The 26,025-nt window shown below is 74.4% G+C and carries 24 protein-coding genes; 10 read left to right on the top strand and 14 right to left on the bottom strand.

Annotation, left to right across the window (positions count from 1 at the left end):
• Positions 1-200: 200 nt before the first annotated feature.
• Entirely contained in the window at positions 201-971 is a 771-nt protein-coding gene (locus ACZ5ID_RS08610) for an MBL fold metallo-hydrolase (protein WP_468894746.1), read from the top strand.
• The gene (locus ACZ5ID_RS08605) at positions 971-1,627 is read left to right on the top strand and encodes a DedA family protein (protein ID WP_468895085.1); all 657 of its coding nucleotides are present in this window, start codon (positions 971-973) and stop codon (positions 1,625-1,627) included. The genes ACZ5ID_RS08610 and ACZ5ID_RS08605 overlap by 1 nt, the downstream gene beginning before the upstream one ends.
• A gap of 7 nt (positions 1,628-1,634) precedes the next feature.
• Here the strand turns inward: ACZ5ID_RS08605 and ACZ5ID_RS08600 are convergent, their stop codons facing one another.
• Both ACZ5ID_RS08600 and ACZ5ID_RS08595 read right to left on the bottom strand, forming a co-directional pair.
• Entirely contained in the window at positions 1,635-2,849 is a 1,215-nt protein-coding gene (locus ACZ5ID_RS08600; protein WP_468894744.1) for a pyridoxal phosphate-dependent aminotransferase, read from the bottom strand.
• 159 nt (positions 2,850-3,008) lie between these two features.
• The gene (locus ACZ5ID_RS08595) at positions 3,009-3,716 is read right to left on the bottom strand and encodes an ANTAR domain-containing response regulator (RefSeq protein WP_468894742.1); all 708 of its coding nucleotides are present in this window, start codon (positions 3,714-3,716) and stop codon (positions 3,009-3,011) included.
• Between the two features lie 71 nt (positions 3,717-3,787).
• Between ACZ5ID_RS08595 and ACZ5ID_RS08590 the strand changes: the two genes are divergently transcribed.
• The gene (locus ACZ5ID_RS08590) at positions 3,788-4,990 is read left to right on the top strand and encodes a PAS domain-containing protein (RefSeq protein ID WP_468894740.1); all 1,203 of its coding nucleotides are present in this window, start codon (positions 3,788-3,790) and stop codon (positions 4,988-4,990) included.
• Here ACZ5ID_RS08590 and ACZ5ID_RS08585 read toward each other — a convergent pair.
• Entirely contained in the window at positions 4,902-5,735 is an 834-nt protein-coding gene (locus ACZ5ID_RS08585) for an RNA polymerase sigma factor SigF (RefSeq protein WP_468894738.1), read from the bottom strand. The genes ACZ5ID_RS08590 and ACZ5ID_RS08585 overlap by 89 nt on opposite strands.
• A 277-nt stretch (positions 5,736-6,012) precedes the next feature.
• Here ACZ5ID_RS08585 and ACZ5ID_RS08580 point away from each other — a divergent pair, with 277 nt between their 5' ends.
• A complete protein-coding gene (locus ACZ5ID_RS08580; RefSeq protein WP_468894736.1) occupies positions 6,013-6,489 on the top strand; it encodes a CBS domain-containing protein in 477 nt (158 codons plus the stop codon).
• 7 nt (positions 6,490-6,496) lie between these two features.
• On the opposite strand, the gene ACZ5ID_RS08575 is transcribed toward ACZ5ID_RS08580, so the two are convergent.
• Positions 6,497-7,087 (bottom strand): TIGR03086 family metal-binding protein, encoded by a 591-nt coding sequence (locus tag ACZ5ID_RS08575; protein ID WP_468894734.1) that lies wholly within the window; start codon positions 7,085-7,087, stop codon positions 6,497-6,499.
• A 74-nt stretch (positions 7,088-7,161) separates the two neighbouring features.
• Here ACZ5ID_RS08575 and ACZ5ID_RS08570 point away from each other — a divergent pair, with 74 nt between their 5' ends.
• The gene (locus tag ACZ5ID_RS08570) at positions 7,162-8,679 is read left to right on the top strand and encodes a phosphatase PAP2 family protein (protein WP_468894732.1); all 1,518 of its coding nucleotides are present in this window, start codon (positions 7,162-7,164) and stop codon (positions 8,677-8,679) included.
• 31 nt (positions 8,680-8,710) lie between these two features.
• Here ACZ5ID_RS08570 and ACZ5ID_RS08565 read toward each other — a convergent pair whose 3' ends face one another.
• On the bottom strand, positions 8,711-9,472 hold the full coding sequence (locus ACZ5ID_RS08565; RefSeq protein WP_468894730.1) for an MBL fold metallo-hydrolase: 762 nt from the start codon (positions 9,470-9,472) through the stop codon (positions 8,711-8,713).
• 231 nt (positions 9,473-9,703) lie between these two features.
• Here ACZ5ID_RS08565 and ACZ5ID_RS08560 point away from each other — a divergent pair, with 231 nt between their 5' ends.
• Together ACZ5ID_RS08560 and ACZ5ID_RS08555 are read left to right on the top strand one after the other, a co-directional pair.
• Positions 9,704-10,513, top strand: coding sequence for a methyltransferase domain-containing protein (locus ACZ5ID_RS08560; RefSeq protein WP_468894728.1), 810 nt, complete (start codon positions 9,704-9,706; stop codon positions 10,511-10,513).
• 24 nt (positions 10,514-10,537) lie between these two features.
• Positions 10,538-10,885 carry a VOC family protein gene (locus ACZ5ID_RS08555; RefSeq protein WP_468894726.1) on the top strand — a complete coding sequence of 116 codons (348 nt, stop codon included), beginning with the start codon at positions 10,538-10,540 and terminating at the stop codon, positions 10,883-10,885.
• Positions 10,886-11,004: 119 nt separating this feature from the next.
• Here the strand turns inward: ACZ5ID_RS08555 and ACZ5ID_RS08550 are convergent, their stop codons facing one another.
• The 3 genes from ACZ5ID_RS08550 to ACZ5ID_RS08540 form a co-directional block, all read right to left on the bottom strand.
• Complete coding sequence (locus ACZ5ID_RS08550; RefSeq protein WP_468894724.1) at positions 11,005-13,017, bottom strand: DUF5107 domain-containing protein; 2,013 nt, start codon at positions 13,015-13,017, stop codon at positions 11,005-11,007.
• A 134-nt stretch (positions 13,018-13,151) separates the two neighbouring features.
• Complete coding sequence (locus ACZ5ID_RS08545; RefSeq protein WP_468894722.1) at positions 13,152-13,700, bottom strand: GNAT family N-acetyltransferase; 549 nt, start codon at positions 13,698-13,700, stop codon at positions 13,152-13,154.
• 67 nt (positions 13,701-13,767) lie between these two features.
• Positions 13,768-14,205 carry a YdeI/OmpD-associated family protein gene (locus ACZ5ID_RS08540; protein ID WP_468894720.1) on the bottom strand — a complete coding sequence of 146 codons (438 nt, stop codon included), beginning with the start codon at positions 14,203-14,205 and terminating at the stop codon, positions 13,768-13,770.
• 288 nt (positions 14,206-14,493) lie between these two features.
• Between ACZ5ID_RS08540 and ACZ5ID_RS08535 the strand changes: the two genes are divergently transcribed.
• Both ACZ5ID_RS08535 and ACZ5ID_RS08530 read left to right on the top strand, forming a co-directional pair.
• Positions 14,494-15,234: a GntR family transcriptional regulator gene (locus ACZ5ID_RS08535; RefSeq protein ID WP_468894718.1), complete on the top strand. Its 741-nt coding sequence runs from the start codon at positions 14,494-14,496 to the stop codon at positions 15,232-15,234.
• Between the two features lie 33 nt (positions 15,235-15,267).
• Positions 15,268-16,359 (top strand): adenosine deaminase, encoded by a 1,092-nt coding sequence (locus ACZ5ID_RS08530; protein WP_468894716.1) that lies wholly within the window; start codon positions 15,268-15,270, stop codon positions 16,357-16,359.
• A 59-nt stretch (positions 16,360-16,418) separates the two neighbouring features.
• Here the strand turns inward: ACZ5ID_RS08530 and ACZ5ID_RS08525 are convergent, their stop codons facing one another.
• The 4 genes from ACZ5ID_RS08525 to ACZ5ID_RS08510 are packed head-to-tail and all read right to left on the bottom strand — an operon-like array spanning position 16,419 to position 21,566.
• Positions 16,419-17,366, bottom strand: coding sequence for a S66 peptidase family protein (locus tag ACZ5ID_RS08525; protein ID WP_468894714.1), 948 nt, complete (start codon positions 17,364-17,366; stop codon positions 16,419-16,421).
• On the bottom strand, positions 17,363-19,399 hold the full coding sequence (locus ACZ5ID_RS08520; protein ID WP_468894712.1) for a S9 family peptidase: 2,037 nt from the start codon (positions 19,397-19,399) through the stop codon (positions 17,363-17,365). The genes ACZ5ID_RS08525 and ACZ5ID_RS08520 overlap by 4 nt, the downstream gene beginning before the upstream one ends.
• 15 nt (positions 19,400-19,414) lie before the next feature.
• Complete coding sequence (locus tag ACZ5ID_RS08515) at positions 19,415-20,740, bottom strand: M20/M25/M40 family metallo-hydrolase (protein WP_468894710.1); 1,326 nt, start codon at positions 20,738-20,740, stop codon at positions 19,415-19,417.
• A complete protein-coding gene (locus tag ACZ5ID_RS08510) occupies positions 20,733-21,566 on the bottom strand; it encodes a M55 family metallopeptidase (RefSeq protein ID WP_468894708.1) in 834 nt (277 codons plus the stop codon). The genes ACZ5ID_RS08515 and ACZ5ID_RS08510 overlap by 8 nt, the downstream gene beginning before the upstream one ends.
• 177 nt (positions 21,567-21,743) lie before the next feature.
• On the opposite strand from ACZ5ID_RS08510, the gene ACZ5ID_RS08505 reads away from it, so the two are divergent.
• Positions 21,744-22,604, top strand: coding sequence for a lytic polysaccharide monooxygenase auxiliary activity family 9 protein (locus ACZ5ID_RS08505; protein ID WP_468894706.1), 861 nt, complete (start codon positions 21,744-21,746; stop codon positions 22,602-22,604).
• Between the two features lie 28 nt (positions 22,605-22,632).
• Here the strand turns inward: ACZ5ID_RS08505 and ACZ5ID_RS08500 are convergent, their stop codons facing one another.
• Together ACZ5ID_RS08500 and ACZ5ID_RS08495 are read right to left on the bottom strand one after the other, a co-directional pair.
• A complete protein-coding gene (locus ACZ5ID_RS08500) occupies positions 22,633-23,358 on the bottom strand; it encodes a class I SAM-dependent methyltransferase (RefSeq protein ID WP_468894704.1) in 726 nt (241 codons plus the stop codon).
• Positions 23,359-23,463: 105 nt separating this feature from the next.
• Positions 23,464-25,905: a SpoIIE family protein phosphatase gene (locus ACZ5ID_RS08495; RefSeq protein WP_468894702.1), complete on the bottom strand. Its 2,442-nt coding sequence runs from the start codon at positions 25,903-25,905 to the stop codon at positions 23,464-23,466.
• Positions 25,906-26,025: the final 120 nt, after the last annotated feature.

Here is a 26,025-nt window from a genome sequence, read left to right as displayed (position 1 = left end):
CATGAGTGGCAGATCTTCCAGCCGTCCTGGGTGACCGCGAGTATCCCGCCGCAACGCGGGCACTGTTCCGAGTGCATGATCATGCCGGGCCTTCCCTTGATGGACCGATGACTACCCCGGCCCCCGTCCGGTGCGCCCCCCGACACATAGGCTCGTACACAACAGCGCGCGCGGTGGTCGTCGAACGGAGGAGATTTCGGGTGCCGGTGGAGATCACCTGGTGGGGTCATGCCACCTGCACGGTCGAGGACTCCGGGGTCCGGGTGCTCACCGATCCCCTCTTCGCCCGGCGGCTGGCGCATCTGCGCAGGAGGCAGGGGGCGCTGCCGCCGCCCGAGGCCGCCGTCGCCGATGTCGTCCTCGTCTCGCATCTGCACTCCGACCATCTGCACCTGCCCTCGCTGGCCCGGCTCGCCCCCGGTACCCGGCTCGTGGTGCCGCACGGCGCGGTCGCGGCCGTACCGGGGCTGCGCAGGCTGGGGCTGCCCCTGACCGAGGTGCGGCCCGGGGACCTGGTCGAGGCGGGTGAGCTGCGGGTACGGGCGGTGAGCGCACGGCACGACGGGCGGCGGCTGCCGTTCGGGCCGCACCGGGTGCCCGCGCTCGGCTTCGTCATCGAGGGCCGGGCGCGCACCTACTTCGCCGGGGACACCGGGCTCTTCGACTCGATGGCCGAGGAGGTCGGACCGGTGGACGTGGCCCTGCTGCCGGTCGGCGGCTGGGGTCCGTTCCTGGGCCCCGGCCATCTGGACGCGGGCCGGGCCGCGGAGGCCCTGGCGCGGCTCGGGGCGCGGGCGGCGGTCCCGGTGCACTACGGCACGTACTGGCCGATCGGGCTCGACGGAGTGCGCCCGCACGAGTTCCACGCGCCCGGTGACGACTTCGTCCGCCACGCGGCCCGGCTGGCGCCCGGGGTGACGGTGCACCGGCCGGCGCACGGCGAGAGCGTACGGCCCGAGGTGGCCCGGTGATCGCCGCGTTCGTGGTGCGGGCGGTGGCCCAGGTGCCGCCGGAGCCGACGCAGCAGGCGCTCGGCTATCCGTCCCTGTTCATCCTGGTGGTCCTCGGCTCGCTGGTGCCGGTGGTGCCCACCGGGGCGCTGGTGTCGACGGCCGCGGTGGTCGCCTTCCACCAGACGGCGTGGTTCTCGCTGCTGCTGGTCTTCGGGGTGGGCGCGCTCGCCGCGTTCCTGGGGGACGTGGCCCTGTACTGGCTGGGGCAGCGCGGGGTGCGCTCGCGCGGCGGGTCGCGGTGGCTGGCGGCGCTGCGCGGCCGGGCGGCCCCGGACCGCCTGGCGCAGGCCGAGGAGAAGCTGAACCGGCACGGGGCGGCGGTCCTGGTGCTGTCCCGGCTCGTCCCGGCGGGCCGGATCCCGGTGATGCTGGCGTGTCTGCTGGGTGGTATGCCGCTGCGCACCTTCGTACGCGGCGATGTGCCCGCGTGTGTGGCCTGGGCCGGTGCGTACGGCCTGATCGGCATCCTGGGTGGCTCGCTCTTCCCCGAGCCGTGGCAGGGCGTGGTGGCGGCGGTGGTGCTGACGGTGCTCATCGGCGCGGCCCCGTCGGTGTGGCGCAGGCTGCGGCACGGGCCGCCCGCCCGGCCGGCCGAGGCCCCGCATCCCAAGTAGGCGGGGTTCACAGCCCGGCGAGGGCCTCCTCGAACGCGGTCAGGGCCCGCCGCACGTGCGGCATTCGCAGCGGGTCCGGCGCCTGGAGGGTCCGCGCGCTCTCCTCCTCGCTCCCCCCGAGCAGCGGCTCCGTGGCGAGCCGGGCGCGCAGCGCGCCCAGTTCGTCGCCGAAGCGGTGGCCGCCGGGGGCGGGGGCGCCGAGCCGGGCGGTCAGGTACTCCTCCAGCTCCATGGAGTCGGTGACCCCGCGCGCGGCCAGCCGGCCGCGCAGACCGCCGAAGTCGGCGTAGAGGTGACGGCCCGCCTGCGGGGGCCGGGCGAAGGCACCGGCGGCGAGGACCGCGCGGTGGGCCTCGGCGGCGAGGGCGCCGTGCAGGACCGCGGCCCGGCGCATCCGTACCGCCACCGGGTCGGGCTCCTCCAGGGCGTACGCCGCCGCCTCCGCGACCGGGCCCGCCACCACCGAGCCGAGTGCGGTGAGGACGTCGAGGGTGCGGGCCCGGCGCTGGGCGCCCTGCTCGGTGTCCGAGAAGCGGGCGACGGCGGCGGGCCACCCGGCCGGGGTGAGCGCGCCCGACAGGTCGGACAGGACGGTCACGTCGTCCGGGCACATCTCGGCGGGGCTGAACAGGACCGTCTCGTGCGGGCGGTGCAGGGTGTCGCGCCAGGTCTCGTCGCTGATGATGTGCAGCCCCTCCCCCACGGCCGCCTCGCACGCCTCCCGTACGGTCTCGGGCGGCGCGACCGTGGCGGCCGGGTCGTCGGCGACGGACAGCACCAGGACCCGGGGCACCCCGCCCTCGACGCGCACCCGGCGCACGGTCTCCAGGAGGGCGTACGGGTCGGGCACGCCGCCGCACTCCGCCGGGGTCGGCACATGGAAGGCGGGCCGCCCCAGCAGCCGGGCCTGCGGGGTCCACCAGGCCGGGCAGGGGCGGGGCAGCAGGACATCACCCCCGTACGAGGCGAGCAGGGCGAACAGGAGCGGCTGGGCGCCGGGCGCGGCGGCCACCAGACCGGGGTCGCAGCGCAGCCCGCGCCGGTGCCAGTAGCCGCAGGCGGCGCCGCGCAGTCCGGGTCCGCCGCCCGGGGGTTCGGGCCGGGTGCGCCCCGCGGCGCCCGCGAGCACCTCGGCGAGCTGGGGCAGGACGGGCAGTCCGGTGCCGGGGGCGGGCGGTCCGTAGCGGACGGGTCCTCGGCCTTCCGCCACCGTCCCGTGCATCCGCGGCCTCCTTCGTACCCGTGCGGTCCGTCGTGTCGGCCCCTCGGGCCCTTGTCGGCCCCCTTGAGCCCTTTATACGGAGGTTTGCTCCGCGGCGCCGCCCCGCATGCGTGCCCGGCGCTCCCGGTCCGGTCGTCCGGGCCGGTCGGGGGCGCCGGCTCAGGAGAGGCGGGTGAGGGCGGAGAGCTCGTCCTCCAGGCCCCGGCCCTTGGTGCGCACCACGCCCTCGGCGACCTCGGACAGCTTGCGGTTGGCGTGCTGCGAGAGGGTGCGCAGCAGGGCGAAGGCCTTCTGCGCGTCGCAGCCGAGCACATGCATCACGATGCCGCTGGCCTGGTCGATCACCGGGCGGGAGCGCAGCGCGGCCTCCAGCTGCTCCACCTCGGCCAGCGCCGCGCGGTAGCGGCGGTCGCGGGCGATCCCGGCGGTCGCCTCCTCGCCGAGGATGCTCACCGGGCCCGACACGGCGTCGTCGAGCCCACCGGGGCGGAAGCTGTAGAGGCTGAGGGTGACCTCGATGCCGCAGCGGCGGAAGGGAAGGGTGACGCAGGACCGTACGCCCGACTCCAGGGCCACCGCGCGGTAGCCGGGCCAGCGCTCCTCCGTCAGGAGGTCCTCGGTGTCCACCGGGGCGCCGACGTCCAGCGCGGTCGGGATGGGCCCCTCGCCGCACTCCAGCTGGACGCTCACCAGCGGTTCGAGGTCGGGGTGCGTGGCGGTGACACGGCGCTCGGAGCCGCTGTCGGCGATGGTCGCGACCGCGCCGCAGGAGGCGGGCGCGCAGCGCACCGACTGCTCGGCGAGCCGGGAGAGCCGGCCCACCGGCGAGACGGAGTGCGGTCGTTGACGTTCCGGCTCGGAGAACATGGGAAAACCTCCTGAACCGCGCATTCCCCGCGCCGGGACCGGGAAACGGCGCCAGCGGCTAACTTGCTGCTATGACGCAGACGGTGGACGAATTCGGCGAGGACCTGGCGGACTTCGTCAGACGGGTGGGCGAGCTGCGCACCGCGCGCTCCCAGGACGCCGACGACCGGCTCACCCTCCTCGACGCCGCGCTCTTCGAACTCCAGCACGTGGCCGAACAGTTGTGGCCCCGGTACGAGCAGTGCGTCGCCGTCGCCGCGGGCGCGGCCGGTTCACCCGGCGACCGGCAGGAGCGGCTGCTGCTGAAGGCGCTGTTCCAGCGGCTGCCGCTGCCGGTGGTGCTCGTCGACCGCGAGACGGTGGTGCGGAGGCTGAACTTCGCGGCCACCGGTCTGACCGGGGCCCGCGCCGGATACGCGACCGGACGGCCGCTGGCGGCCCTGCTGATGCCGGGCGACCGCGCCGCGTTCCGCTCCCAGGCGGCGGCCGTGGCGCGCGGCGAGGGCGACCGGGGACTGACCGTCCGCCTCCAGCAGCGCCCCGGGGAGCCGCTGTTCGCCACGCTGTCCGCGCTGCGCCCGCCGGACGAGCCGCACCCGGCCGTCCTGGTCGTCTTCCAGCCGGGGATGTCCCGGTCCGCCCAGGCCGCCACCCCGGCCGCGGAGGTGCCCGATCTCACCGAGTCGACGCGGCATGCCCGGCTGATGGACCTGGTGGACACGATGGCGGGGGCGCTGCTGCGGCTGCCGCCGGGCGACGGCGCCGAGGCGCTGGAGACGGCCGCCCGGGTGCTCTGCGGGCGCTTCGCCCAGTGGGTGATCGCCGATGTGGTGGAGGACGGGCCGCGGCGCGTCGCCGTGCTGGGTCCGGCCGCCGAGGAGGACGCCGGACTGCGCCGGGCTCTCGCCGCCCAGGACCCGGCCCGCGCCCCGCTGGTGGCCGAGGCCGCCCGGGCGGGGGCCACCGCGCTCCAGCTCCAGCCCGAGGACACCGAGGGGTTCGGCCACGACGCCTCGGGCGCGGCGTTCCTCACCCGCGCGGACGTGACGTCGCTGCTGTGCGTGCCGCTCGGCGCGCCCGGCCCCGTACAGGGGGTGCTCACCCTCTTCCGTACGGGTTCGGCGCGCCCGTTCTCGATGGCCGAGGCGCACGCGATGGACGTGATGTCCCGCCATGTGGCGCTGGCTATGCGGCGTCCCGCCGCGCCGGAAGGTTACCGGCCGGAGTCTGCTCCCGCAGGGCCTGGTCCCGCAGCCGAGTGCAGCAGCGACTGATCAGCCGGGAGACGTGCATCTGGGAGATGCCGAGGTCCTCGGCGATGCTGCTCTGCGTCATGTCCCGGAAGAACCGCATGTAGAGGATCTGGCGCTCACGCGGCGGCAGCCGGCGCAGCCCGGGCTTGACCGACTCGCGGTCGACGACGATGTCGAGCGCCGGGTCGGGCTCGCCCAGGGAGTCGCTGAGGGAGTACCCGTCCTCGGCGCCCGGCAGTTCGGCGTCGAGGGAGAGCGCGGAGAAGCTGTCGAGCGCTTCGAGGCCCGCCTTGACCTCCTCCTCGGTCATCCCGGTGTGCGCGGCGATGTCCGCCACGGAGGGGTTGCGGGAGGCGCCGCTCTGCATGAGCTCCTGGCGGGCGGATCGGACCCGGCCGCGCAGGTCCTGGACCCGGCGCGGCACGTGCAGGGTCCACATGTGGTCGCGGAAGTGGCGCTTGAGCTCGCCGGTGATGGTCGGCACCGCAAAGCTCTCGAACGCGGCGCCGCGCTCCGGGTCGTAGCGGTCGACGGCCTTGACCAGGCCGAGGGCGGCGACCTGGCGCAGGTCGTCGAGGGACTCGCCCCGGTTGCGGAAGCGGCCGGCCAGCCGCTCGGCCATCGGCAGCCAGGCCCGGACCAGCTCCTGGCGCAGCGCGTGCCGCTCGGGCCCGGGGGGCAGGGCGGCCAGGCGGACGAACGCGTCGGCGGTGTCGGGCGCGTCGTCGTGCGAATGCCTGGCTGTGGCAGGTGCGTACGTACGCATGCGGACAGCTCCCTGAGAACGGTGGAATCGGATGGTGGTCACCGCTGGGAAGGGGCTGCGCCGGGTGCCCCGGCCGGAGCACGGGCACGCCCGGAGCGGACAGCCGCTCCCACGGACGTGCCTCCGGTCCGAAGCACGACGTGCGCCTGCCCGGGGTCTGTCACTCCAAACCCCCCGGGTTTCGGGCATGGCCGGCGCGGGTCCGGGTACTGCGCCCTCACCGAGCCGGCACGAAGCAAGAAGAAGCACGAAGCAACGGAGAAAGGGCGGGACAGCGATGGCACGGTACGTCCGTGAAGTCATGACGGCGGGTGTGGCGGCCGTGCGGCCCGATGCCTCACTGGTCGAGGCGGCCCGGCTGATGCGCGCCCAGGACGTCGGGGATGTGCTGGTCGCCCGGGGCGACCGGCTGATCGGGGTGCTCACCGACCGGGACATCGCGGTGCGCGCGGTGGCCGAGGGCGCGGATCCGCTGACGGTCAGCGCCCAGTCCGTGTGCACCCGCTCCTCGGTGAGCGTGCGCCCCGACGACGAGGTGGCGACGGCGCTGCGGCTGATGCGGCGGCACGCCGTGCGGCGGCTGCCGGTGGTCGAGGGCGGCCGTCCGCTGGGGCTGGTGAGTCTGCGGGACGTCACCGCGCACCAGGACTGCCGGGTGGAGGCCCCGGAGGCCGGCCCGGCGGTGCCGCGCTCCGCCCGGGTGCCCCGCCAGAGCCGCTGGAGCGACCGGCCGAGGCCCCCTCAGCTTCCCTGATGGCCCGTCAGGCAGCCCGGCCCAGCATCGCGAGCAGGCGCGCCTGGGCGTCCGCCCCCTCGGGCACCGCGACGGGCGCGTCGAACAGGCTCCGGGGCAGCTGGTCGGCGTAGCCGCCGAACTCCCGCGCCGCCGCGTCCACCAGCGCGTCCGGCAGCCGCTCGTCGGCGCCGATCGCCCGGGACAGGTCCCAGGAGTGCACCACCGCGTCCGCCATCATCTGCGAGCAGTACGCGGGGGCGGCCGTCCTGCCGTAGGAGAGCTCGACCGTGCCGTCGAGCGCGCCCGGCGCGGCGAAGGCCGCCACGGCCGCCGAGAGCGCCGTCTCCCACACGTCCACCGGGTCCTCGCCGAGGACGTCGCCGTCGAAGGCGTCGCCGACCTCCGCGATGGTGCGGCCCTCGGCGACCAGCGGCGGCACCCACAGCTGCTCGACGGCCAGATGGTTGACCAGGTCCCGCACGGTCCACTCGGCGCACGGCGTGGGCAGGTCCCACTGGTCGGGGCGGACGGCGTGGACACGGGAGCCGAAGAGGGTGACGGCCTCGCGGTGAAGGTCGAGGAGCCGGGCGTGGTCCGCGGACGCAGAGGAATCCATGAGGCCACTGTGTCCGACGGGAGCCGAGGGCTCAAGCACGGATTGCGCCGAGCGGGCGCGGGTACCCATGCTCCATGTCTTTTCCGTCCCAGCCGTCCGTGCCACCCCCCGCCAACCGGTCGTTCTGGACCCGTGGGCTGCCCCGCCGTCTGAGCGACCGCGACCGCGAGCTGTTCCAGGAGGCCGCCGGCCGCAACTGGCCCGGCGCCCGCGCCGTGTTGCCGCGGCTGAGCCGGGCCGCCGACCACGGGCTGCTCTGGTTCGGCGCCGCCGCCGCGATGGCCGCCACCGGCTCGCCCCGGGCGCGGCGGGCCGCGCTGCGCGGGGTGGCCTCGCTCGCGCTCGCCTCGGCGACCGTGAACACGGTGGCCAAGCGGTCGGTGCGCAGGCCCCGGCCGATACTGGAGCTGGTGCCGCTGGTGCGGCAGTTGAAGCACCAGCCGATCACCACGTCCTTCCCCTCCGGCCACTCCGCCTCGGCGGCGGCCTTCGCGACCGGCGTGGCCCTGGAGTCGCTGGGCTGGGGCGCGCTGGTGGCGCCGGTCGCGGTCTCGGTGGCCGCCTCGCGGGTGTACACGGGCGTGCACTATCCGGGTGACGTGGTGGTGGGCGCGGCCCTGGGCGTGGGCGCGGCCTTCGCGGTACGCGGTCTGGTCCCCACCCGGCGCCAGCTGCCCGCGCCCGGCCGCCCCTATACGGAGGCGCCCGCGCTGCCCGGCGGGGAGCACCTGGTGGTGGTGGTCAACGAGCGCTCCGGCACGGCCGCCGCCAAGGCCTCGGCGGTGCGCGAGGCGCTGCCGCTGGCCGAGGTGATCGAGTGCGCCCCCGACGACCTGGAGGCCACGCTCGACAAGGCGGCCCGGCGCGGCCGGGCGCTCGGGGTGTGCGGTGGCGACGGCACGGTGAACCGGGCGGCGGTGGCCGCCGCCCGGCACGGCGTACCGCTCGCGGTCTTCCCCGGAGGCACCCTCAACCACTTCGCGTACGACCTGGGCATCGAGGAGGTGCAGGACACCGCACGCGCGCTGGAGGCGGGCGACGCGGTCAAGGTGGACCTCGGCCGGTTCACGCCGGGCCCGGACGGCACGGCCGCCGGGTACTTCGTCAACACCTTCAGCCTCGGTGTCTACCCGGAGCTGGTGCGGCTGCGCGAGCGCTGGTCGCCGCGGATCGGCGGCTGGCCGGCCGGGGTGCTCGCGGCGTTCGAGGTGCTGCGCGGCGAGCGGCCCCTGGAGGCCGAGGTGCACGGCAGGCCGCACGCGCTGTGGCTGCTGTTCGCGGGCAACTGCATCTACCAGCGCCTCGGCCCGGCCCCCGCCCACCGCTACGACCTGGCCGACGGGCTGCTCGATGTGCGGGTGGTGCACGGCGGCCGGCTCCCCGGGCTGCGGCTGCTGGCAGCCGCGCTCGCCGGACCGCTCAGCCGCTCCCCCGTCCACGCGGCGCGTCGGCTGCGCCGGCTGCGGATCGGCGCCCTCGCGCCGCGCACCCCGGTGGCGTACGACGGGGAGGTCGCCCACATAGAGGGTGAGCTGACGGTCGACAAGCTGCCCGAGGCGCTGACGGTGTACCGGCCGCCGGTCCGCGCGTGAGACGCGGGCGGCGCTGCTTTCGCGGCCCGCCCTAGTCGGTGAAGGTCGCCCCGGGCTTGAGCAGCCGCAGCCGCTCGCCGAGCCCGGCGGCGGCGAACGCCTCGGTCAGGGAGTCCGCGCCCTCGCTGAAGTGGCCCCAGTGTTCGAAGTGCAGCGGCACGACATGGCGGGCGCCCAGGATCCGGGCGGCTTCGGCGGCGGCCTCGCTGGTCAGGGTGAGCGGGGCGCCGTCGAGGAGCGGGGTGCGGGCCGCCCCGGCGAAGAGCACGGCCACGTCGACGGGCCCGAAGCGCTCGGCGATCGCGCGGACGTGGTCCAGGGAGGCGTTGTCGCCGCTGACGTAGACGGTCGGCACCGCGTCGCCGTGCAGGACGAAGCCGGTGACCTCGCCGGTCACCGTCTCGGCGCCCGCGGGTCCGTGGAGCGCGGGCACGCCGGTGATCCGCAGCCGTTCACCGAGCCCGTACGTCCGCCAGTTGGGCAGCGCCGTCACGGTGTCCCCGAGCCTGGCGCGCGCGGCGGTGGTCGACAGCACGAGCGGCACCCGGGCCAGATAGGCGCGGCCGGACTCGTCCAGGTTGTCGGGGTGCTGGTCGTGCGAGAGCAGCACCGCGTCCACGGCGCCCATCTCGTCGGCCTCGACGGCCGGTCCCGCCGTCTTGACCAGCTTGCGGCCCGTGCCGATCGGATAGTCGCCGGGAGCGTCGAACGTCGGGTCGGTGACCAGCCGGAAACCGCAGATCTCCACGACGGCGGTCGGCCCGCCGACGTACCGGATCGCTACCTCACCCATGGTGCCCTCCCAAGTGATCTTCCTTGCTCGGCAGGGGTGACGCACCCGACGCTACGGGTTGTTCCACCCCGTCGGTAGTACGGACCGGGTGATGCGCGCCCGCCCCGGAGCACGCCCGGCGGACGGGCCCGCGCAGTCCGTATGGTGAAACACAGGTCTCAGTATGCGACATGGCGGCGTACGGTGGCCGTACCGACCGCAGAGGTCGGACAGGGAGAGAGGGAGCCGGCCATGGCACCGGAGAACGCCGTCTACACGCACGGCCACCACGCGTCCGTCCTGCGCTCGCACACCTGGCGCACCGCGGCCAACTCCGCCGCCTACCTCCTCGGTGAACTCCGGCCCGGCGCGCGGATCCTGGACATCGGCTGCGGCCCCGGCACCATCTCCGCCGACCTGGCCGCGCTGGTCCCGGACGGCCATGTGACGGCCGTCGACGCGGCGCCCGGCATCGTCGAGCGGGCGCGGGCGTACGCCGAGGAGCGCGGGCAGACCAACATGGCGTTCGCCGTCGCGGACGTCCACGCCCTGGACCACCCCGACGCCTCCTTCGACGTCGTCCACGCCCACCAGGTGCTGCAACACGTGGGCGACCCCGTCCGGGCGCTGCGCGAGATGCGCCGGGTCACCCGCCCCGGCGGACTGGTCGCGGCGCGCGACAGCGACTACGGCTCCTTCACCTGGTTCCCCCAAGTCCCGGCCCTGGACGCGTGGCTGGAGCTGTACCACCGGGTCGCCCGGGCCAACGGGGGCGAGCCGGACGCGGGGCGGCGGCTGCGGTCGTGGGCGCGCGCCGCCGGGTTCACGGACATCACCTCCACCGCCTCGGCCTGGTGTTTCGCCACCCCCGAGGAGCGCGCGTGGTGGAGCGGGCTGTGGGCGGAGCGCACGGTGGCGTCCTCCTACGCACGGCTCGCGGTGGACGGCGGCCACACCACCGAGGCCGGGCTCGCGGCGATCGCCGAGGGGTGGCGGGAGTGGGCCGCCGCCGACGACGGGTGGTTCATGGTCCCCCACGGCGAGATCCTCTGCCGCGTGTGACGGTCACCAACTAGGCTCGTTCGTATGGAGATCCTCGGAACCACTTTGCGCGTCTGCGTCGACGATCTGGAGACCTCGGTGGCCTTCTACGAAGGCCTCGTCGGAAGCAAGGCCCTGCGCTTCGAACGCGGCGGGGTCTCGGTCGCCGCGGTCGGCTGCTTCCTGCTGATGAGCGGTCCGGAGTCGGAGCTGGAGATCCTGCGCAAGGTGTCGGCCACGATCGCCGTGAAGGACGTCGACGACGCCTACCGCGCCCTGACCGGGGTGGGCGCCCGCGTCATCGCGGGCCCGGTCCCCACCCCGGTGGGCCGCAACCTGATCGCGGTCCACCCCGACGGCTCGGTCTTCGAGTACGTGGACCACCGGGGGTAACGCGCCTGCCGGGGCGCGAGGTGGTGACCCGGGGGCGCGACAGCGCCCCTCGCGGGGCACGGAGGCCCGCACGACGGGCCCCTCGCCCACGCGCATCCGAACCGCGCCCCTCAGCCCCCTCAGCAGGACGGCGGTCGCATCCGGTACGCGTACCGGTCCGGCAACGGCTCGTCCGTGATCCGCGACCACACCTCGTCCAGCACCTCCGCGCCCTCGCGCAGATCCGCCACCTCGAACCCCTCGTCGAAGACGGCCCGCGCCCCCGCCACGTCCCCCTCGGCCAGCAGGATCCGGGCCTCCAGGAGCCGGAACGCCCCGCGCGCCCGTACGGGATCCCGCAGCCGGTCCCAGACCGCGCGGGCCCCGTCCGGCCGTCCCGCCGCCAGCAGTGCCGCGATCGCCTCGCGGCCCAGCGCGGCGGTCGCGGCCACCCAGTGCTCCCCGTCCCGCCGCTCCTCGCACAGGTCGTCGAACGCCTCGGCGTACAGATCGGCGGCCCGGTCCGGGTTGCCCGCGAGCCGGTCCGCGACCGCCAGACAGCGCAGCAGCGGCCAGCGCGAGGGCGCGAGCGGCAGTCCGCGCTCCCAACTGCGCACCGCCTGCGCCCGGTCGCCCGCGTGCCACTGCGCGACCCCGAGGTGGTACTCGGTGAGCGGGGAGGCGGGCGCCGTCTCCAGCATGTCCCGCCAGTGCGGCGCCACCAGCGTCGGCCCCGGCGGCACGACCCGGCGCGGCTCGGGCAGCGCGCCCGCGTTCAGCAGTTCCAGCCAGGGCACCTGCTCCTCGCCGAGCGTCGTCTCGGGGAACGGGGTACCCGGCAGCTTCAGGTTCCCCCGCAGCACTTCGAGCGCGCCCCAGCCGGACCCGGTGGCCAGGGAGGTGGTGGGCTCGGTGTCGGCGTACGGGCGCCAGGCCTCGTACGCCTCCTCGACCGCCTCGCGCGGCAGGGCCGCCTGAAGCCGCCGCGCCACCTCCTCGCGGGCGACCGTCCAGTCCTCGCCGTGCACCCGCTCGGGGTCGGCGGCGAGCGGCCCGTACGCCTCCAGCCAGGCGAACTCCCCGCCCGCCTCCAGCGGAACGTGCTCCAGCTGCGTACGGGCCAGACCCGCCTGGATCTCGGCGTAACCGGTCGTGCCGGGCTCGGTGAGCCACTCCTGCCAGCGCCGCCCGCCCCGGCCCGAGCCCCAGAGGAACAGTTTGCGTCCCCGCAGCAGGTCGGTCGAGGTCTGCGCCAGGCCCCGCCCGGACGCGTCGAGCGAGGCGATCCAGCGGCGCGCGCCGTCGGGCACCTCGAAGAAGTAGTCGGCGGGGTACTCGCCGCGCAGCGGATACGTACGGTCGGCGCCCTCCCACTCCGGGACCGGCACCCGCCGCAGGGTGCGCCCGTGCCCGGTGGGGGCACCTGCCACGCCCTCGGGGCAGTGGAGGAGCCAGGCGCTGTCGGCGGGGGCGAGGACGCGGGTGCCCTCACCCTCCTCCACGGCGGTGTTGGACCACCAGTAGACCGGCACGGTCCGCTCGTGCGGGTTGCGCACACGCACACCCACGTACAGGAAGTCGGAGTCCTCGGGCAGCCACAGGTCCACCTGGAAGGGCAGGTCGCGCAGCCGCTCCCACTCCCACAGGCGCAGCATCTCACCGCCGTCGGGGGCCGGGACGACGGCCGCGTGCACGGGTGCGCAGGCCAGGGTGGTGTGGCCGGTGGCGCCGATGTTCCACTCGATGCCGCCGGAGAACCAGGCACCGTTCAGGGCGAAGCCGGCGGGCTGGAGGACGGGGTTGACGTAGAGGAGTTCGCGGCCGGTCGGCTTGTGGAAGAGGGAGCGGATCCGGCCGCCGAGGCCCGGCAGCACGGTGACGCGCAGTCGGGAGTTCTCCAGGACGAGGGTGTCCAGGTCGGTCGGGGTGCGCTCCCGGCCGTAGCCGTCGAGGACCCGTACCGGCAGGACCGTCTCCAGGGGCTGGTAGCCGATCTGGCGGGCCATGTCGCGCGGCAGGCCCTCGCGGGCCCGCTCGGCCCGTGCGTCGACGGCCTGCGCCCGGTCGATCGGCCGTAGCGCGGGCAGCGGGTTGGGCTGCCCCAACGGGGCGGCGGGCAGCGTCAGTACGGAACGACGTACGGTCGTGGCCAAGACAACCTCACTCCCTCGCGCGGTCGGCCACCCCGTCCCTGCGACCGCCCCGTGACCATGGAACACGGCACGCGCCGCGCTGACCAGAGGAGCCCCTGGTCAGGATTGCGCAAAGGCCGCCGCCCGGCGGGGAGTCAGCGGGGCTCGACCATCTCGGCGGTGATCGCCCAGCGCTGGTGGTCGCGCCAGGCGCCGTCGATGAAGAGGAAGTCGGGCGAGAAGCCCTCCAGGCGGTATCCGGCGCGGCGCACCAGGGCGATGGAGGCGAGGTTGCCCGGCTGGATGTTGACCTCCAGACGGTGCAGTCCGAGCGTGGCGAACGCGTACCGGGTGACCAGATCCAGTGCCTCGCTCATCAGCCCGCGCCCGGCGGCGTGCGCGAAGGCGCCGTAGCCGAGCGCGCCGCTGCGGAACGCGCCCTGGACCACGTTGTTGATGTTGATGAACCCGGCGATCCGGCCGTCCTCGCGGGTGCTGACGAGGAACCCGTACCGGGTCGGATCGGCGAGCAGCCGCTCCGCGTAGGCCGCGTACGCGTCGAGGTCGGTCGGCGGGAAGAGCCACGGCGCGTGCAGGGACCGGCTCTCGCGGGCGAGCGCGGTGAACTCCTCGGCGTCCTCGTGCGTGAAGGTCCGCAGGCCCACGCGGGGGCCCTGGGCGAGATACGTGATCTTGTCGGGCACGGGGTCAGGGTACTGGCGGGACAGGACGAGGAGGAGGGGGTGGGAGAGGGACGGGCGGTCCTGCGGGTCACTTGCCCCGCAGCGACTCGACCAGCTTGTCGATGCGCCGCTGCCGCGTCTCCGGGCTCTTGGCGCTCTCGATCTCCCCGACCTGCTTGCGCTTGAGGCTGAAGGCCATCCGCTCGTACGCACCGCGCAGGGCCGGGTCCGCGTCGAGCACGGCCGCGAGGTCGTCCGGTGCCTCGACCACGCGGGGCTCCTCGTCGAGCCGGAGCTCCACCTCGATCTCCTCGCCGAGGTCGACACCGCTCGCCTCGCGGTTGGCCGCGCTGATACCGATGAGGATCTGACCGCGCATGGCGGCGACCCTGGTACGCCAGGAGTGGCCGTTGATCCCGACCACCACGGGGGGCCGCTTGCCCTGCCCGAGCTCGTCGATGACGTCCTGCGGCACCTCGACGCCCAGCGCGTTGCCGGACGGGATGACCGTGGCCCTGAACTTCATGCTCGCACTCCTCGTCCGTACCGTATGGCGTGACAACGGGCCACGATATACCGGGAGTTGATCCTCATCCGGCTGTTGCCGTGGCTGCCCTGGTGACCTCCTCGGGCCGCTCCCTCCGCCCCTGGTGGGCCGGCCGCGGATTCGCGCCACGCCTTCCGTACAGGATGAGGGGATGGCGTACGGGAGGGGGCGCCGAAGCGGTCCGTACGGGTGAGGGGCGGTTCCGGCCACGGGCGCCCACCCCCCGCCGCCTTGTCAGACAAGTGGAGGTCGGGCCATGCTTGCGCCATGGCAGTCAGCGGACAGCAGCGCAGGCCGGTCGTCGCCCTGTACGAGCGGATCGCCGACGCGATCCACGACGGCACCTATCCGCCGGGCTCCACCCTGCCCTCGGAGCCGAGGCTCGCGGGCGAGCTGGGAGTGAGCCGTCCGGCGCTGCGCGAGGCGCTGCTGCTGCTCCAGGAGGACGGGCTGCTCTCGGTGCGCCGGGGCGTGGGGCGGACCGTGAACGACCGGCCCCCCCGGCGCGGTTTCGAGCAGCTCCAGCCGCTGGAGGAGCTGCTCGGCGCGGGCGGGCCGGTAAGGGTGCGCGCGCTGCTGCGCAGTGTCGAGGAGCCGACCGACTTCACCACGCAGCACCTGCTCCCCGGGGCCGGGGCTGAGCTGCGGTTCTGGGAGACCGTGCTGGTCGGCGAGGGGCTGTCGGTGGCGTTGTGCCACGAGTGGGCCGCGCCGCACGACGTGCTCGAACGGCTGCACCCCGCCTTCGCCGCCGCACTGGCCGGTGAGAGCGCCCGCTCCATGCTCGCGGTGCTGGTGGACGCCTCCCGGGGCGTACCGCTGAGCGCGCACAGCGGGGTGACGGCGACCCTGCTCGGCCGCCGCCGGGGCGAGCAGCTTCAGCGCCCGGCGGAGACCCCCGCCGTCCTGGTCACACAGGTCGTGACGGTGGCGGGCACCCCCGTCCTCGCCGCCAAGCACATGCTGCCCAGCGGGGCGCCGGCCCTCCCCGTGCTCCACAGCGGCTAGGCCGCGCGGACCGAGGCTGTACACTCCCCGGTCATGCACTTGTCTGACAACCTCGCCGCCCAGCCCGTCGCCGACTGGATACGCCGCGCGCCCAAGGCCGTCCTCCACGACCACCTCGACGGTGGCCTGCGTCCCGCCACCATCGTCGAGCTTGCCCGCGCCTGCGGCTACGAGGGCCTGCCGACCGAGGACCCGGCGGCGCTCGCGGTCTGGTTCCGCGACGCGGCGGACTCCGGCTCGCTGGAGCGCTACCTGGAGACCTTCGCCCACACCTGCGCGGTGATGCAGACCCGCGAGGCGCTGGAGCGGATCGCGGCGGAGTGCGCCGAGGACCTGGCGGCGGACGGGGTCGTCTACGCGGAGGTGCGGTACGCGCCCGAGCAGCACCTGGAGCGCGGGCTCACCCTGGACGAGGTCGTCGAGGCGGTGAACGCGGGTCTGCGCGAGGGCGAGCGCCGCACCGGCGGCCGGATCACCGTGCGCGCCCTGCTCACCGGGATGCGCCACACCGACCGCTCCCTGGAGATCGCCGAGCTGACCGTGGCGCACCGCGACCGCGGGGTGGCCGGGTTCGACATCGCGGGCGGCGAGATCGGCAACCCGCCGGCCCGCCACCTCCCCGCCTTCCAGCACCTGAAGCGGTCGAACTGCCACTTCACCATCCACGCGGGCGAGGCCGTGGGCGCCGAGTCGATCCACGAGGCCGTGCAGATCTGCGGCGCCGAGCGCGTCGGCCACGGTGTGCGGATCACCGATGACATCACGGTCCACGAGGACGGCACGGCGGACCTCGGCCACCTCGCCTCCTATCTGCGCGACAACCGCATCGCGCTGGAGGTGTGCCCCACCTCCAACCTCCAGACGGGCGCGGCCAAGGACTACGCCTCGCACCCGATCGACCTGCTGCGCCGCCTCGGCTTCCGGGTCACCCTCAACACCGACAACCGGCTGGTCTCCGGCACCACCATGAGCGAGGAGTTCCAGCACATGGTGGACGCCTTCGGCTACGGGCCCGAGGTGTTCGAGCAGTTCACCGTCGCCGCCGTGGAGGCCGCGTTCCTGCCGCTGCCGGAGCGCCGCCGCATCATCGACGAGCTGATCCGCCCGGGGTACGCGGCCCTGTAGCGAGCCCGCGCGTCCCCGGTCCGCGCCTCCCTCGGCGGCCCGCCCTCCCGGCGTACGGCCTACACCAACGCGGGCACCTCCAACGTGAGCGTGCCCGCGTCGGCGTCCAGCACCGCGGGCACCCCGAGCGGCATCGTGAGCGAGGGGGTGCAGTGGCCGAAGCCGAAGTGCTCCACCACCGGCACGCCGAGCGGGGCGAGCCGGTCGGCCAGCACGGCCCGCACCCTCTCGTACGGTCCGCACGCCTCCCAGGAGCCGAGCACCACCCCGGCCACCCCGTCCAGCCATCCCGACCGCAGCAGCTGGGTCAGGACGCGGTCGATCCGGTAGTCCTCCTCGCCCACGTCCTCCAGGAGCAGCAGTCCCCCGCGCACCGAGGCCATGGCGTCCGGAGTGCCGAGGCCCGCGGCGAGCAGGGCGAGGCAGCCGCCCACGGTGATGCCCCGGGCCCGGCCCGCCACCATGGCGCGGGCGCTCTCCAGGCCGAGCGGGCGGGCCGCCTCGGGTGCGAAGAGCGTGGTGCGCAGGGAGCGCTGGGTGGGGTCGTCCTTGAGGAACGTCTCGGCCGACACCATCGGCCCGTGCAGGGTGGAGATGCCGAGGCGTGCCGCGAACGCCTCGTGCAGCGCGGTCACGTCGCTGTAGCCGACGAACACCTTGGGCCCGGCGGCCCGCAGCGCGCTCCAGTCGACCAGGTCCACCATGCGCTGCGCCCCGTACCCGCCGCGCGCACAGAGCACCGCGTCGACCGACGGGTCGCACCACGCCTCCTGGAGGTCGCGCGCCCTGTCCTCGTCGCCGCCCGCGAGGTAGCGGAACCGCGGGTGGCGGTCGCGGACATGGGGCATCACGACCGGGTCGAGGTCCCAGCCGCGCAGGATGTCGAGCCCCGCGTCGAGCCGCTCGTCCACCACGGGTCCGCTGGGGGCCACCACCGCCACCCGGGCGCCGGGCCGCAGCCGCGCCGGCCGGGTGAGCGGGGTGGGGGTGTGGTGTGGCGGGGTCACTTGTCGAGCTCCAGGAGGGGGACGTCGGGCCGGTCGATGCCGAACGTCTGGGCGTACAGGGACAGTTCGGCCTCCAGGGCCCGGACCAGGGTGTCCGCGCGGCGGAAGCCGTGGCCCTCGCCCTCGAAGGCGAGGTACGCGTGCGGTATGCCGCGGCCCGCCGTCCGGGCCAGGAACCGTTCGCACTGGGCGGGCCGGCAGATCGGGTCGTCGAGCCCCTGGAGCAGCAGGAACGGCGCACTGATCCGCTCCGCGTGGCTGATCGGCGAGCGCTGCGCGTACCGCCCGGGGAACTCGGCGAGAGGGCCGATGAGGGACTCCATGTACCGCGACTCGAAGTCGTGTGTGCCCTCGGGCGAGGACCAGTCGGCGAGGTCGAGCACGGGGTAGAGGAGGGTGCCGCAGGCGTAGACATCGGTGGTGGCGAGGGAGAGCGCCACGGTCCAGCCGCCCGCGCTGCCGCCCTGGATCGCCAGGCGGCGGGGGTCGGCGGTGCCCTCGTCGGCGAGCGCCCGCGCCACGGCCGCGCAGTCCTCGACGTCGACGACGCCCCACTGCTCGCGCAGCCGGTCGCGGTACTCCCGTCCGTACCCCGTGGAGCCGCCGTAGTTGACCTCGGCCACGCCGATGCCGCGCGAGGTGAAGTAGGCGATCTCCAGATCGAGGACGAGGGGGACCTGACCGGTGGGTCCGCCGTGCACCCGGATCACATACGGCGGCAGTTCCTCGGCGGGCGCCGCCCGGCCGGGGTGGTGCGGCGGGTAGACCAGGGCGTGGATGTCACGGCCGCCCGGGCCGGTGAAGGTGCGGATCTGCGGTTCCGGGTAGTACGCCGGGTCCACCGCGTCCTCGTGGGGGCGCCCGACCACGCGGGTGCGGCCCGAGCGGGTGTCCAGCTCCACCACCTCGGCCGCCGTGCGCGGGCTCGCGGCGACCCCGACGACCCGGCTGCCGTGCACCGCGAGCGTGCCGTGCCAGGCCGTCCAGGGCCCGGCCGCGTCCACGACCTCGCCGGTCTCCGGGTCGAGTATGCCGAGCGCGGTCGCGCCCCGGCCGTGGACCACCGCGACCAGCCCGCTCTCCAGCGGGTGGAACCAGCGGCGGCCGAGCTGCCAGAGCGGCCCGCCGAACTCCTCCTCGCGCGGACAGAGCGCCACCGCCGCGCCCTCGCGGTCCGCCGGGCGGCCGGAGGCCGGGGCGGTGGACGCCGGAGCGGGGGGCGCCGGGTCGGCCCGGTAGAGGTTCCACCAGCCGGTGCGGTCGGAGGAGAACAGCAGCCGGCCGTCGGGTGCCCACTCCACCTGCGCGATGGACTCGCCGGGGCCGCCCGCGACCGGGCGCGCCCCTTCGAGGACACCGGCCGCTCCGATCTCCGCGAGGAACAGCTCGGTGCCGTCCCACGGCATGTCCGGGTGGTCCCAGGCGAGGTATGCCGCGCGGGAGCCGTCCGGGGAGAGCCGGGGGCCGGTGACGAAGCGGTGCCGTCCGTCGGAGAGCTCGCGCACCCGGCCCCGGTCCTCGGCGGCCGAGCCGTCGAGCGGTACGGCCGCGAGCACCCGGCGCACGTCGGTCGGCGCGTCACCGGTGAACTCCTCCAGGACGCACCACACTTCACCGCGCCCCGCCACGAGGACGGGGTCGGCCCAGCGCAGCCCCTGCCCCACCGCCGAGAGCGGGGTGAGCGGCCTCGGCTCCCCCGCGCCGTCCGGCTCGTAGGCGTACAGCCGCTGGTCCGGGAAGTGGACGAATACCACAAGCGGTCCCCCGGTGTCCTGCGCCTTCGCGGCCCACGGCACCCCGCCGTACTCCATGACCCGGCTGCGTACGTTCCACGGAGGGGGCAGCGCGGACTCGGGGGTGCCGTCCGCCCGGCGTCGGACCAGGGCGCGTCGGCCGCCCTCGGTGGGACGCGGCTCGGTCCACCACACCTCCGCGCCGACGACGCCGACGAAGTCGGGCGAACCGTCGTGGGCGGCGGCGAGCTCGGCGTCGATCGGCGACGGCCAGGTTCCGTAAGGCCCGATGGGCACCATGTCTTCCAACTCCCCCTACGCGGAACGCAGATAGTGGTCGAGGACCCGCACGCCGAAATGGAGGGCGTCCACCGGGACCCGTTCGTCGACGCCGTGGAACAGCGCCTGGTAGTCGAAGCCGGGCGGCAGCCGCAGCGGCGAGAAGCCGTATCCGGTGATGCCGAGCCGGGAGAACTGCTTGGCGTCGGTGCCGCCGGACATGCAGTACGGCACGACATGCCCCTCGGGGGCGAACTTCTCCACGGCCGCGCGCAGTTTGGCGTACGTCGGTGTGTCCACCGGGGCCTGGAGGGCGACCTCGTTGTGGTGGAACTCCCAGTCGACGTCCGGGCCGGTGAGCCGGTCGAGCGTGGCCCGGAACTCGTCCTCACCGCCCGGCAGGATCCGCCCGTCCACATACGCGGTGGCGTGCCCCGGGATCACGTTGACCTTGTAACCGGCCTCCAGCATAGTCGGGTTGGAGCTGTTGCGTACCGTCGCCTCCACCAGGGCGGCGGCCGGGCCGAGCTTGCCGAGGAGCGCGTCGACGTCGAAGCCGCGGGCGGCCGGGTCCACGTCGATCCCGTACAGGGCGGCGAGCTCGGTCAGGGCCGCGCGGACGGTCGGGGTGAGCCGGACCGGCCACCGGTACTCCCCGATCCGGGTGATCGCGGCGGCCAGCCGGCTGACCGCGTTGGCCGAGTTCACCTTGGAGCCGTGGCCCGCCCGGCCGTGCGCGGTGAGCTTCAGCCAGCCGGTGCCGCGCTCACCCGCCGCGATGGGGTAGAGCGCCATGCGGGGGCCGGCGTGGAAGGTGAACGCGCCGGATTCGCTGATGCCCTCGGTGCACCCCTCGAACAGGGCGGGGTGGTGGTCGGCGAGGAAGCCGGAGCCGTCGACGGCGCTGGCCTCCTCGTCCGCGGTGTAGGCGATGACGATGTCCCGCCGGGGGCGCACGCCCGCGCGCGCCCAGGCCCGGACGACGGTGAGGACCATCGCGTCCATGTTCTTCATGTCGATGGCGCCCCGCCCCCACACCACCCCGTCGCGGACCTCGCCCGAGAAGGGGTGCACGCTCCAGTCGGCGGCCTCGGCGGGCACCACGTCGAGATGGCCGTGGACCAGCAGCGCGTCGGCGCCGGGATCGGTGCCCTCGATGCGCGCCACCACGTTGGTGCGCCCGGGTGTGCGCTCCAGCAGGGTGGGCTCCAGGCCGGTGGCGGCGAGCCGCTCCGCCACGTACTCCGCGGCGGGGCGTTCGCGGCAGTCGCCGCCGCCGCGGTTGGTGGTGTCGATCCGGATGAGGTCGCAGGTGAAGTCCACCACCTCGTCCAGCGCGGTCGCGTCGATGTGCTCAGCCATACTGCTCCTCCACCGCGGCCGAGACGATCGTGGTGACCGCCTTGAAGGTGCGGATGCCCTCGTACATGGTGTCGCTGGTATAGGCGACGCGGCGCTCGCCGCTGCGCGCCGCGCCCGGGACCACCGTGGCGGCCATCGCCAGATGCTCCGCGTCGAATTCGAGCTCGACGGTGAAGGGCCCGCCCTGGACCGGGTCGTGACGGACCGCCAGCTCCGCCGCCGCCTTCGCCGCCGACCTGATGTCGGCGGCCGTGCGCGCGGGGGTGCGGCACACCGCCGCGTACCGCGAGACGTGGTCCTTGACTGCCACCTTGTGCGCCCGCGGGGCATAGCCCTCGGCATCCGCGCAGGTCAGATCGTCACCGGTGACCAGCACCACCGGCACGCCGTACTCCGCGACCACTTGGGCGTTGAGCAGGCCCTCGCTCGCCCGCGTCCCGTTCAGCCAGACGCCCGTGATGGAGTTGGCGAGATAGGTGTGCGCCAGGACGCCTTCGGTGCCCGCTCCCGTGTGGTACCCGACGAAGGCGATGCCGTCCACGTCGCCGTGCTGCACGCCCTCGACCATGGACAGCGACTTGTGCCGGCCGGTGAGCATCTGCACGCGCTCGTCCATCCGCTCCAGCAGCAGATTGCGCATGGACCAGTGCGCCTCGTTGATGAGGACCTCGTCGGCGCCGCCGTCGAAGAAGCCGAGCGCCGCCGCGTTCACATCGGACGTGAACAGGGCCCGGCAGCGCTCCCACTGCGGGGTGCCCGGCAGCACGTCGGCCGGCCAGGTGACACCGGTGGCGCCCTCCATGTCGGCGCTGATGAGGATCTTCATGCCACGAAACCGTACGCGTCGCGGAACGCCCTCACCAGCCCTGTGGACAACCCCCGGCGCGTGTCCTGGCGCGCGCTCCGCCGGGGCTCCTGACGCACCCAATTGGTGCAGACCTCTTGCGTGTTGGTCCAGACCAATGCCAGCCTCTGGTCCGAACCAGCTGCGAAGGAGCCCCACATGTCCGTACGACGTACAGCAGCCTCGCTCGGTGTCCTCGGTGGTCTCGGTGTGGCGTCCGCGTCACTGCTCTCCGTCGCCGCCTCGCCCGCCGCGGCGCACGGCGCCGTGTTCAACCCCGTCAGCCGGGTCGCCGCCTGCTACGCGGAAGGCCCCGAGACGCCCAAGTCGCAGGTGTGCAAGGACCTGGTCGCCGACTCCGGCACCCAGCCGCTGTACGACTGGAACGAGGTCAACATCGCCAACGCCGACGGGCACCACCAACAGCTCATCCCCGACGGCAAGTTGTGTTCCGCCAATCGCGAGAAGTACCGCGCCCTGGACTGGGCGCGCACCGACTGGCCGGCCACCGGGGTCTCGGCGGGCTCCTTCGGGTTCAGGTTCCGCGTGACGGCCCCGCACTCGGGGACCATGACGCTCTACATCACCAAGGAGGGCTTCGACCCCACGAAGCCCCTGAAGTGGTCCGACCTGGACTCCCAGCCGGTCGCCACCTACGCCACGACGAGGACCTCCACCGACGGCTACTACAACTTCACCGGGAACCTGCCCGCCCGCACCGGCCGCCACGTCATCTACAAGGTGTGGCAGCGCAGCGACAGCCCCGAGGCGTTCTACAGCTGCTCGGACGTCGTGTACGGCAAGGCCGCGCAGGCCGGGGCGCAGCCGGCCGCGCCCAGTCAGCGCACCATCGACGCCGGCGCCGCCAGGTCCACCGTCAGCCACCACGGGCACGGCGGCGGCGCGGCGCCCCAGGACTCGTTCGCCCTGGGCGCGGCGGCGCAGCCCGTCGCGGCGGCCTCCCTGGCGGGGGTCCTGGCCGGCGGTGTCCTGCTGCTGCGCCGGCGCAAGGACTCCTGACCCGCGGCCTGTCCGGCCGCGCCGGTCCTCACCCGGTACGCCCCACCACCCACCACGTGGACGGCAGCGTTATCCGGGTGCCGTCCGGGCGGTACTCGGTCGTGGTCAGCGGCAGTTCGCCGCGGGCCACGACCGTCAGCCCGGCCGCGCCGAGCAGGGCGGGCACGGCCGCGTCGGCCACCTCGCCCGGGGTGAGGCCGTGGTCGAAGACCGGGCGCAGCTTCGGCGGCGCCCCCGCCGGGTCCTGGGCCAGCCCCACCAGGACCTGCTTGGCCGTCTCCGCGAGCTCCACCAGCAGGGCCCGGCCGCGCGTCCCCACCAGCGCGGCGACGGCGTCGGCCAGCGGCCCGCGGTCGGCCGGCTCGCACTGGTGGAGCACCCCGCGTACGTACACGTTGGCGTCGCCCAGACGCGCGTGCAGGTCCTGGACGGCCTTCTCGTCGGTCGCGTCCAGCTGCTCGAACCGGGCGCGGCCGTCCGGGTCCTGGCTTCTGGCCCGCTCCACCGCGGCGGGTGAGAGGTCGACGCCGACCACCCTGTCGTAGCGGTCGGCGAGGAAGCGGGTCTGGGTGCCGTTGCCGCACCCCAGATCGACCAGGGGCAGGGCCAGGTCGGTGATATGGGGCTCGAAGAGGGCGAGGTGGGGGCCCGCCGTCAGGGCCGGCTCGGCGTCCCAGAACACCGCGCCCGTCTCGTCCGGCGCCTCGTTCCAGAAGCCTTCCCAGGCATCCTTGTACCGACTCGTCACGCTCATGACCGACTCCCCAGGCTGGCACGCACGGTGTGAAGATCGGTCTATCGGCCCGGAGCCACGCCGACAAGGGCTCGGCCCAATCCTTCACGCCTCGTTCGAGCCGGTTCAGCGCCCCGTGCGCCCCCGGCGCGGCAGCGGCACCTCGAACCACACGGTCTTGCCCTCGCCCGTACGGCTCGTCCCCCACTCGCGGGCCAGTCGGCTCACCACCCGCAGACCCCGCCCCGCCTCGTCCAGCGCTCCCGCGTGCGTCAGCATCGGAAGCGTGTGGTCGTCGTCGACGACCTCGCAGCGCAGCGTCTCGGCCCGTACCATCCGCAGCCGCACCCGGTGGCTGTGCGCATGCCGTACGGCATTGGTGACGACCTCGCTGACCAGCAGCTCAACGGTCTCCGCCACCTCCTCCGCTTCCCATGCGCGCAGTTGGCCGACGACCAAGCGCCGGGACCGGGCCACCTCGCGCGCGTCGATGTCGAGCTGCCACTCGGCCACGTCCTCGCGCGCGATGCCGTTGAGCCGGGCCATCAGCAGGGCGACGTCGTCCTTGCGGCCACCTCGGACGTTGAGGGCGCGGATGATCGTGTCGCAGGCGTCGTCCATCGAGGCGGCGGGGTGCGCGGCCGACTCGCAGAGCGTCGCGAGGCCCACACCGATGTCCTCCCCGCGCACCTCGACCAGACCGTCGGTGCACATCACCAGCCGGTCGCCCGGCTCGACGCGCAGGCGCACGGTCTCGAAGGGCACCCCGCCGACGCCGATGGGCGCCCCGGTGGGCAGCTCCAGCAGTTCGCTGCGGCCGTCGGCGGCGCGGACCAGGACCGGCGGCACATGGCCCGCGTTGGCCAGGAGGAGTTCCCCCTCGATGGGGTCGTAGACCGCGTACAGACAGGTCGCCAGATAGTGTTCGCCGAGCCGCTGCGCCAGATCGTCGAGGTTGCGCAGCAGCTGGGCGGGTGGCAGGTCCAGGGCGGCCATGGTCTGGACGGCGGTACGCAACTGGCCCATCATCGCCGCCGAGTTGAGGCCGTGGCCCATCACGTCGCCGACCACGAGGGCGATCCGGGAGCCGGGCAGCTTGATGGAGTCGAACCAGTCGCCGCCGACCCGGCCGAGCAGGGTGCCGGGCAGATAGCGGGTGGCGGTGTCGCAGCCCGTCATCTGTGGGGTGACCTGCGGCAGCATCGAGTCCTGGAGGGTCTCGGCGACACTCTCCTGGTAGGTGTACATCCGGGCGTTGTCGAGGACGAGCCCGGCGCGGGCGGCCAGTTCGGCGCCGGTCACCCGGTCCATGTCGTTGAACTCGGCCCGCTCCGCGTGGCGCAGCAGGATCATGAACCCGAGCACCACGTTGCGTGCCTTGAGGGGAACCAGCAGCATCGACCGGCCGTTGATCAGAGGCCGGATGTCGCGCTTTTCGAACTGCGAGGCGATGGCGGTGCCCATCTGCTCGCTGATGCGCGGGACGAGCACGGGCTCGCCGGTCGTCATGCACTGGAAGAAGGGGGTGTGCGCGGGGAACGGCATGGACTCGCCGACCGGCACGACGTCGTCCCACCGCCCGGGTGCGTCGACGTGCTCGACGGCGACCCGGTGCCACAGGGTGGTCTCGTCCGGCGGGCCGTCCGGGAACCCCTCACCGGCGATGACCTGTTCCCGCAGATAGGTGCCCGCGACATCGGTGAAGCGCGGCACCACGGCGGCGCTCACCTCCTGGATGGTGCGGGACAGATCGAGGGAGGAGCCGATGCGTCCGCTGACCTCGTTGAGGAACTCCAGCCGCTCGCGCACGGCGGCGTACTCGAGATCCTGCGCGAACTCGGGCGCGGGCGCCGGCACGGCGGCGGCCGGGGTCCGCTCGGCGCCGCGCGCCGACCTGCGCTCCGGGCGGCGGGGCACACCCCAGTCGGGCGTCACGGGCACCCGGTCGTGGCGGCTGAATTCCAGAACGGGATAGCCCAGTTCGAGCACCTGCGAGACGATCCGGGAGCTCTCGCCCACGCTCATACTGGGCAGGATCTCGGGCAGCCGCCCGGCCAGCTCCTCGGCGCCCTGGAACTCGGTGTGCAGCGCGAAGCCCGGCGCTATCCGCTCCACGCCGCCCCGGCCCGGTCCCGGGTGGCCGGCGTGCAGCAGCGCCGCGTCCGCCGCCAGCACCAGAAGCCGCCCGGAGCCCGGCCCGACCAGCGGATACGCCCACCAGAGCACATCGACGCGGGGCCGCCCGGGATCCGAGAGCGCGGCGCGCCCGGCCGTGGGGTACGAGGTGAGGCCGTTGAGCGAGGCGTCCAGCGCGGGGCCGAACAGGTCGTAGGCGTCCAACTCGCCCAGTACATCGGCGGACCGTTCCTCGGCCAGCGCGCCGGAGACCGGCAGCAGATCGAGGGCGGGCCGTCCCACCGCCTCCTCGCGAGCGGGTCCGAAGAGCCGGCGCGCACCGGTCGACCAGTGCGAGACCAGCCCGTCGCCGTCCACGACGATCACGGCAAGCGGAATCCGTCCGGCCACGGCGGACTGCCGGGGCAGCGTCGGCGGAGTGCCACTGTCCATGGGTGGAGGCTCCTTCCCGCCGCAAGGATCTGCGGCTGTGCCACCTACCGTACGGCCATGCGAAGGCCCCGCGCGGGGCAACGCCGGAATACGGCGCGCGCCCGCGTGGAACGGGCATGT

The organism is Streptomyces sp. NPDC031670, assembly GCF_055580545.1.
Note: the sequence above shows the minus strand (reverse complement) of the source record. Positions and strands in the feature narration are given on the sequence as shown.

What these genes read in the sequence shown, in the direction of transcription:
- ACZ5ID_RS08585 (WP_468894738.1), bottom strand. Translation starts at nt 5,735, where the DNA reads ATGCGTACGTACGCACCTGCCACAGCCAGGCATTCGCACGACGACGCG.
- ACZ5ID_RS08575 (WP_468894734.1), bottom strand. Translation starts at nt 7,087, where the DNA reads ATGGATTCCTCTGCGTCCGCGGACCACGCCCGGCTCCTCGACCTTCAC.
- ACZ5ID_RS08535 (WP_468894718.1), top strand. Translation starts at nt 14,494, where the DNA reads ATGGCAGTCAGCGGACAGCAGCGCAGGCCGGTCGTCGCCCTGTACGAG.
- ACZ5ID_RS08515 (WP_468894710.1), bottom strand. Translation starts at nt 20,740, where the DNA reads ATGGCTGAGCACATCGACGCGACCGCGCTGGACGAGGTGGTGGACTTC.
- ACZ5ID_RS08500 (WP_468894704.1), bottom strand. Translation starts at nt 23,358, where the DNA reads ATGAGCGTGACGAGTCGGTACAAGGATGCCTGGGAAGGCTTCTGGAAC.
- ACZ5ID_RS08495 (WP_468894702.1), bottom strand. Translation starts at nt 25,905, where the DNA reads ATGGACAGTGGCACTCCGCCGACGCTGCCCCGGCAGTCCGCCGTGGCC.
- ACZ5ID_RS08555 (WP_468894726.1), top strand. Translation starts at nt 10,538, where the DNA reads ATGGAGATCCTCGGAACCACTTTGCGCGTCTGCGTCGACGATCTGGAG.
- ACZ5ID_RS08560 (WP_468894728.1), top strand. Translation starts at nt 9,704, where the DNA reads ATGGCACCGGAGAACGCCGTCTACACGCACGGCCACCACGCGTCCGTC.
- ACZ5ID_RS08595 (WP_468894742.1), bottom strand. Translation starts at nt 3,716, where the DNA reads ATGTTCTCCGAGCCGGAACGTCAACGACCGCACTCCGTCTCGCCGGTG.
- ACZ5ID_RS08565 (WP_468894730.1), bottom strand. Translation starts at nt 9,472, where the DNA reads ATGGGTGAGGTAGCGATCCGGTACGTCGGCGGGCCGACCGCCGTCGTG.
- ACZ5ID_RS08580 (WP_468894736.1), top strand. Translation starts at nt 6,013, where the DNA reads ATGGCACGGTACGTCCGTGAAGTCATGACGGCGGGTGTGGCGGCCGTG.
- ACZ5ID_RS08505 (WP_468894706.1), top strand. Translation starts at nt 21,744, where the DNA reads ATGTCCGTACGACGTACAGCAGCCTCGCTCGGTGTCCTCGGTGGTCTC.
- ACZ5ID_RS08570 (WP_468894732.1), top strand. Translation starts at nt 7,162, where the DNA reads ATGTCTTTTCCGTCCCAGCCGTCCGTGCCACCCCCCGCCAACCGGTCG.
- ACZ5ID_RS08600 (WP_468894744.1), bottom strand. Translation starts at nt 2,849, where the DNA reads ATGCACGGGACGGTGGCGGAAGGCCGAGGACCCGTCCGCTACGGACCG.
- ACZ5ID_RS08540 (WP_468894720.1), bottom strand. Translation starts at nt 14,205, where the DNA reads ATGAAGTTCAGGGCCACGGTCATCCCGTCCGGCAACGCGCTGGGCGTC.
- ACZ5ID_RS08520 (WP_468894712.1), bottom strand. Translation starts at nt 19,399, where the DNA reads ATGGTGCCCATCGGGCCTTACGGAACCTGGCCGTCGCCGATCGACGCC.
- ACZ5ID_RS08530 (WP_468894716.1), top strand. Translation starts at nt 15,268, where the DNA reads ATGCACTTGTCTGACAACCTCGCCGCCCAGCCCGTCGCCGACTGGATA.
- ACZ5ID_RS08510 (WP_468894708.1), bottom strand. Translation starts at nt 21,566, where the DNA reads ATGAAGATCCTCATCAGCGCCGACATGGAGGGCGCCACCGGTGTCACC.
- ACZ5ID_RS08590 (WP_468894740.1), top strand. Translation starts at nt 3,788, where the DNA reads ATGACGCAGACGGTGGACGAATTCGGCGAGGACCTGGCGGACTTCGTC.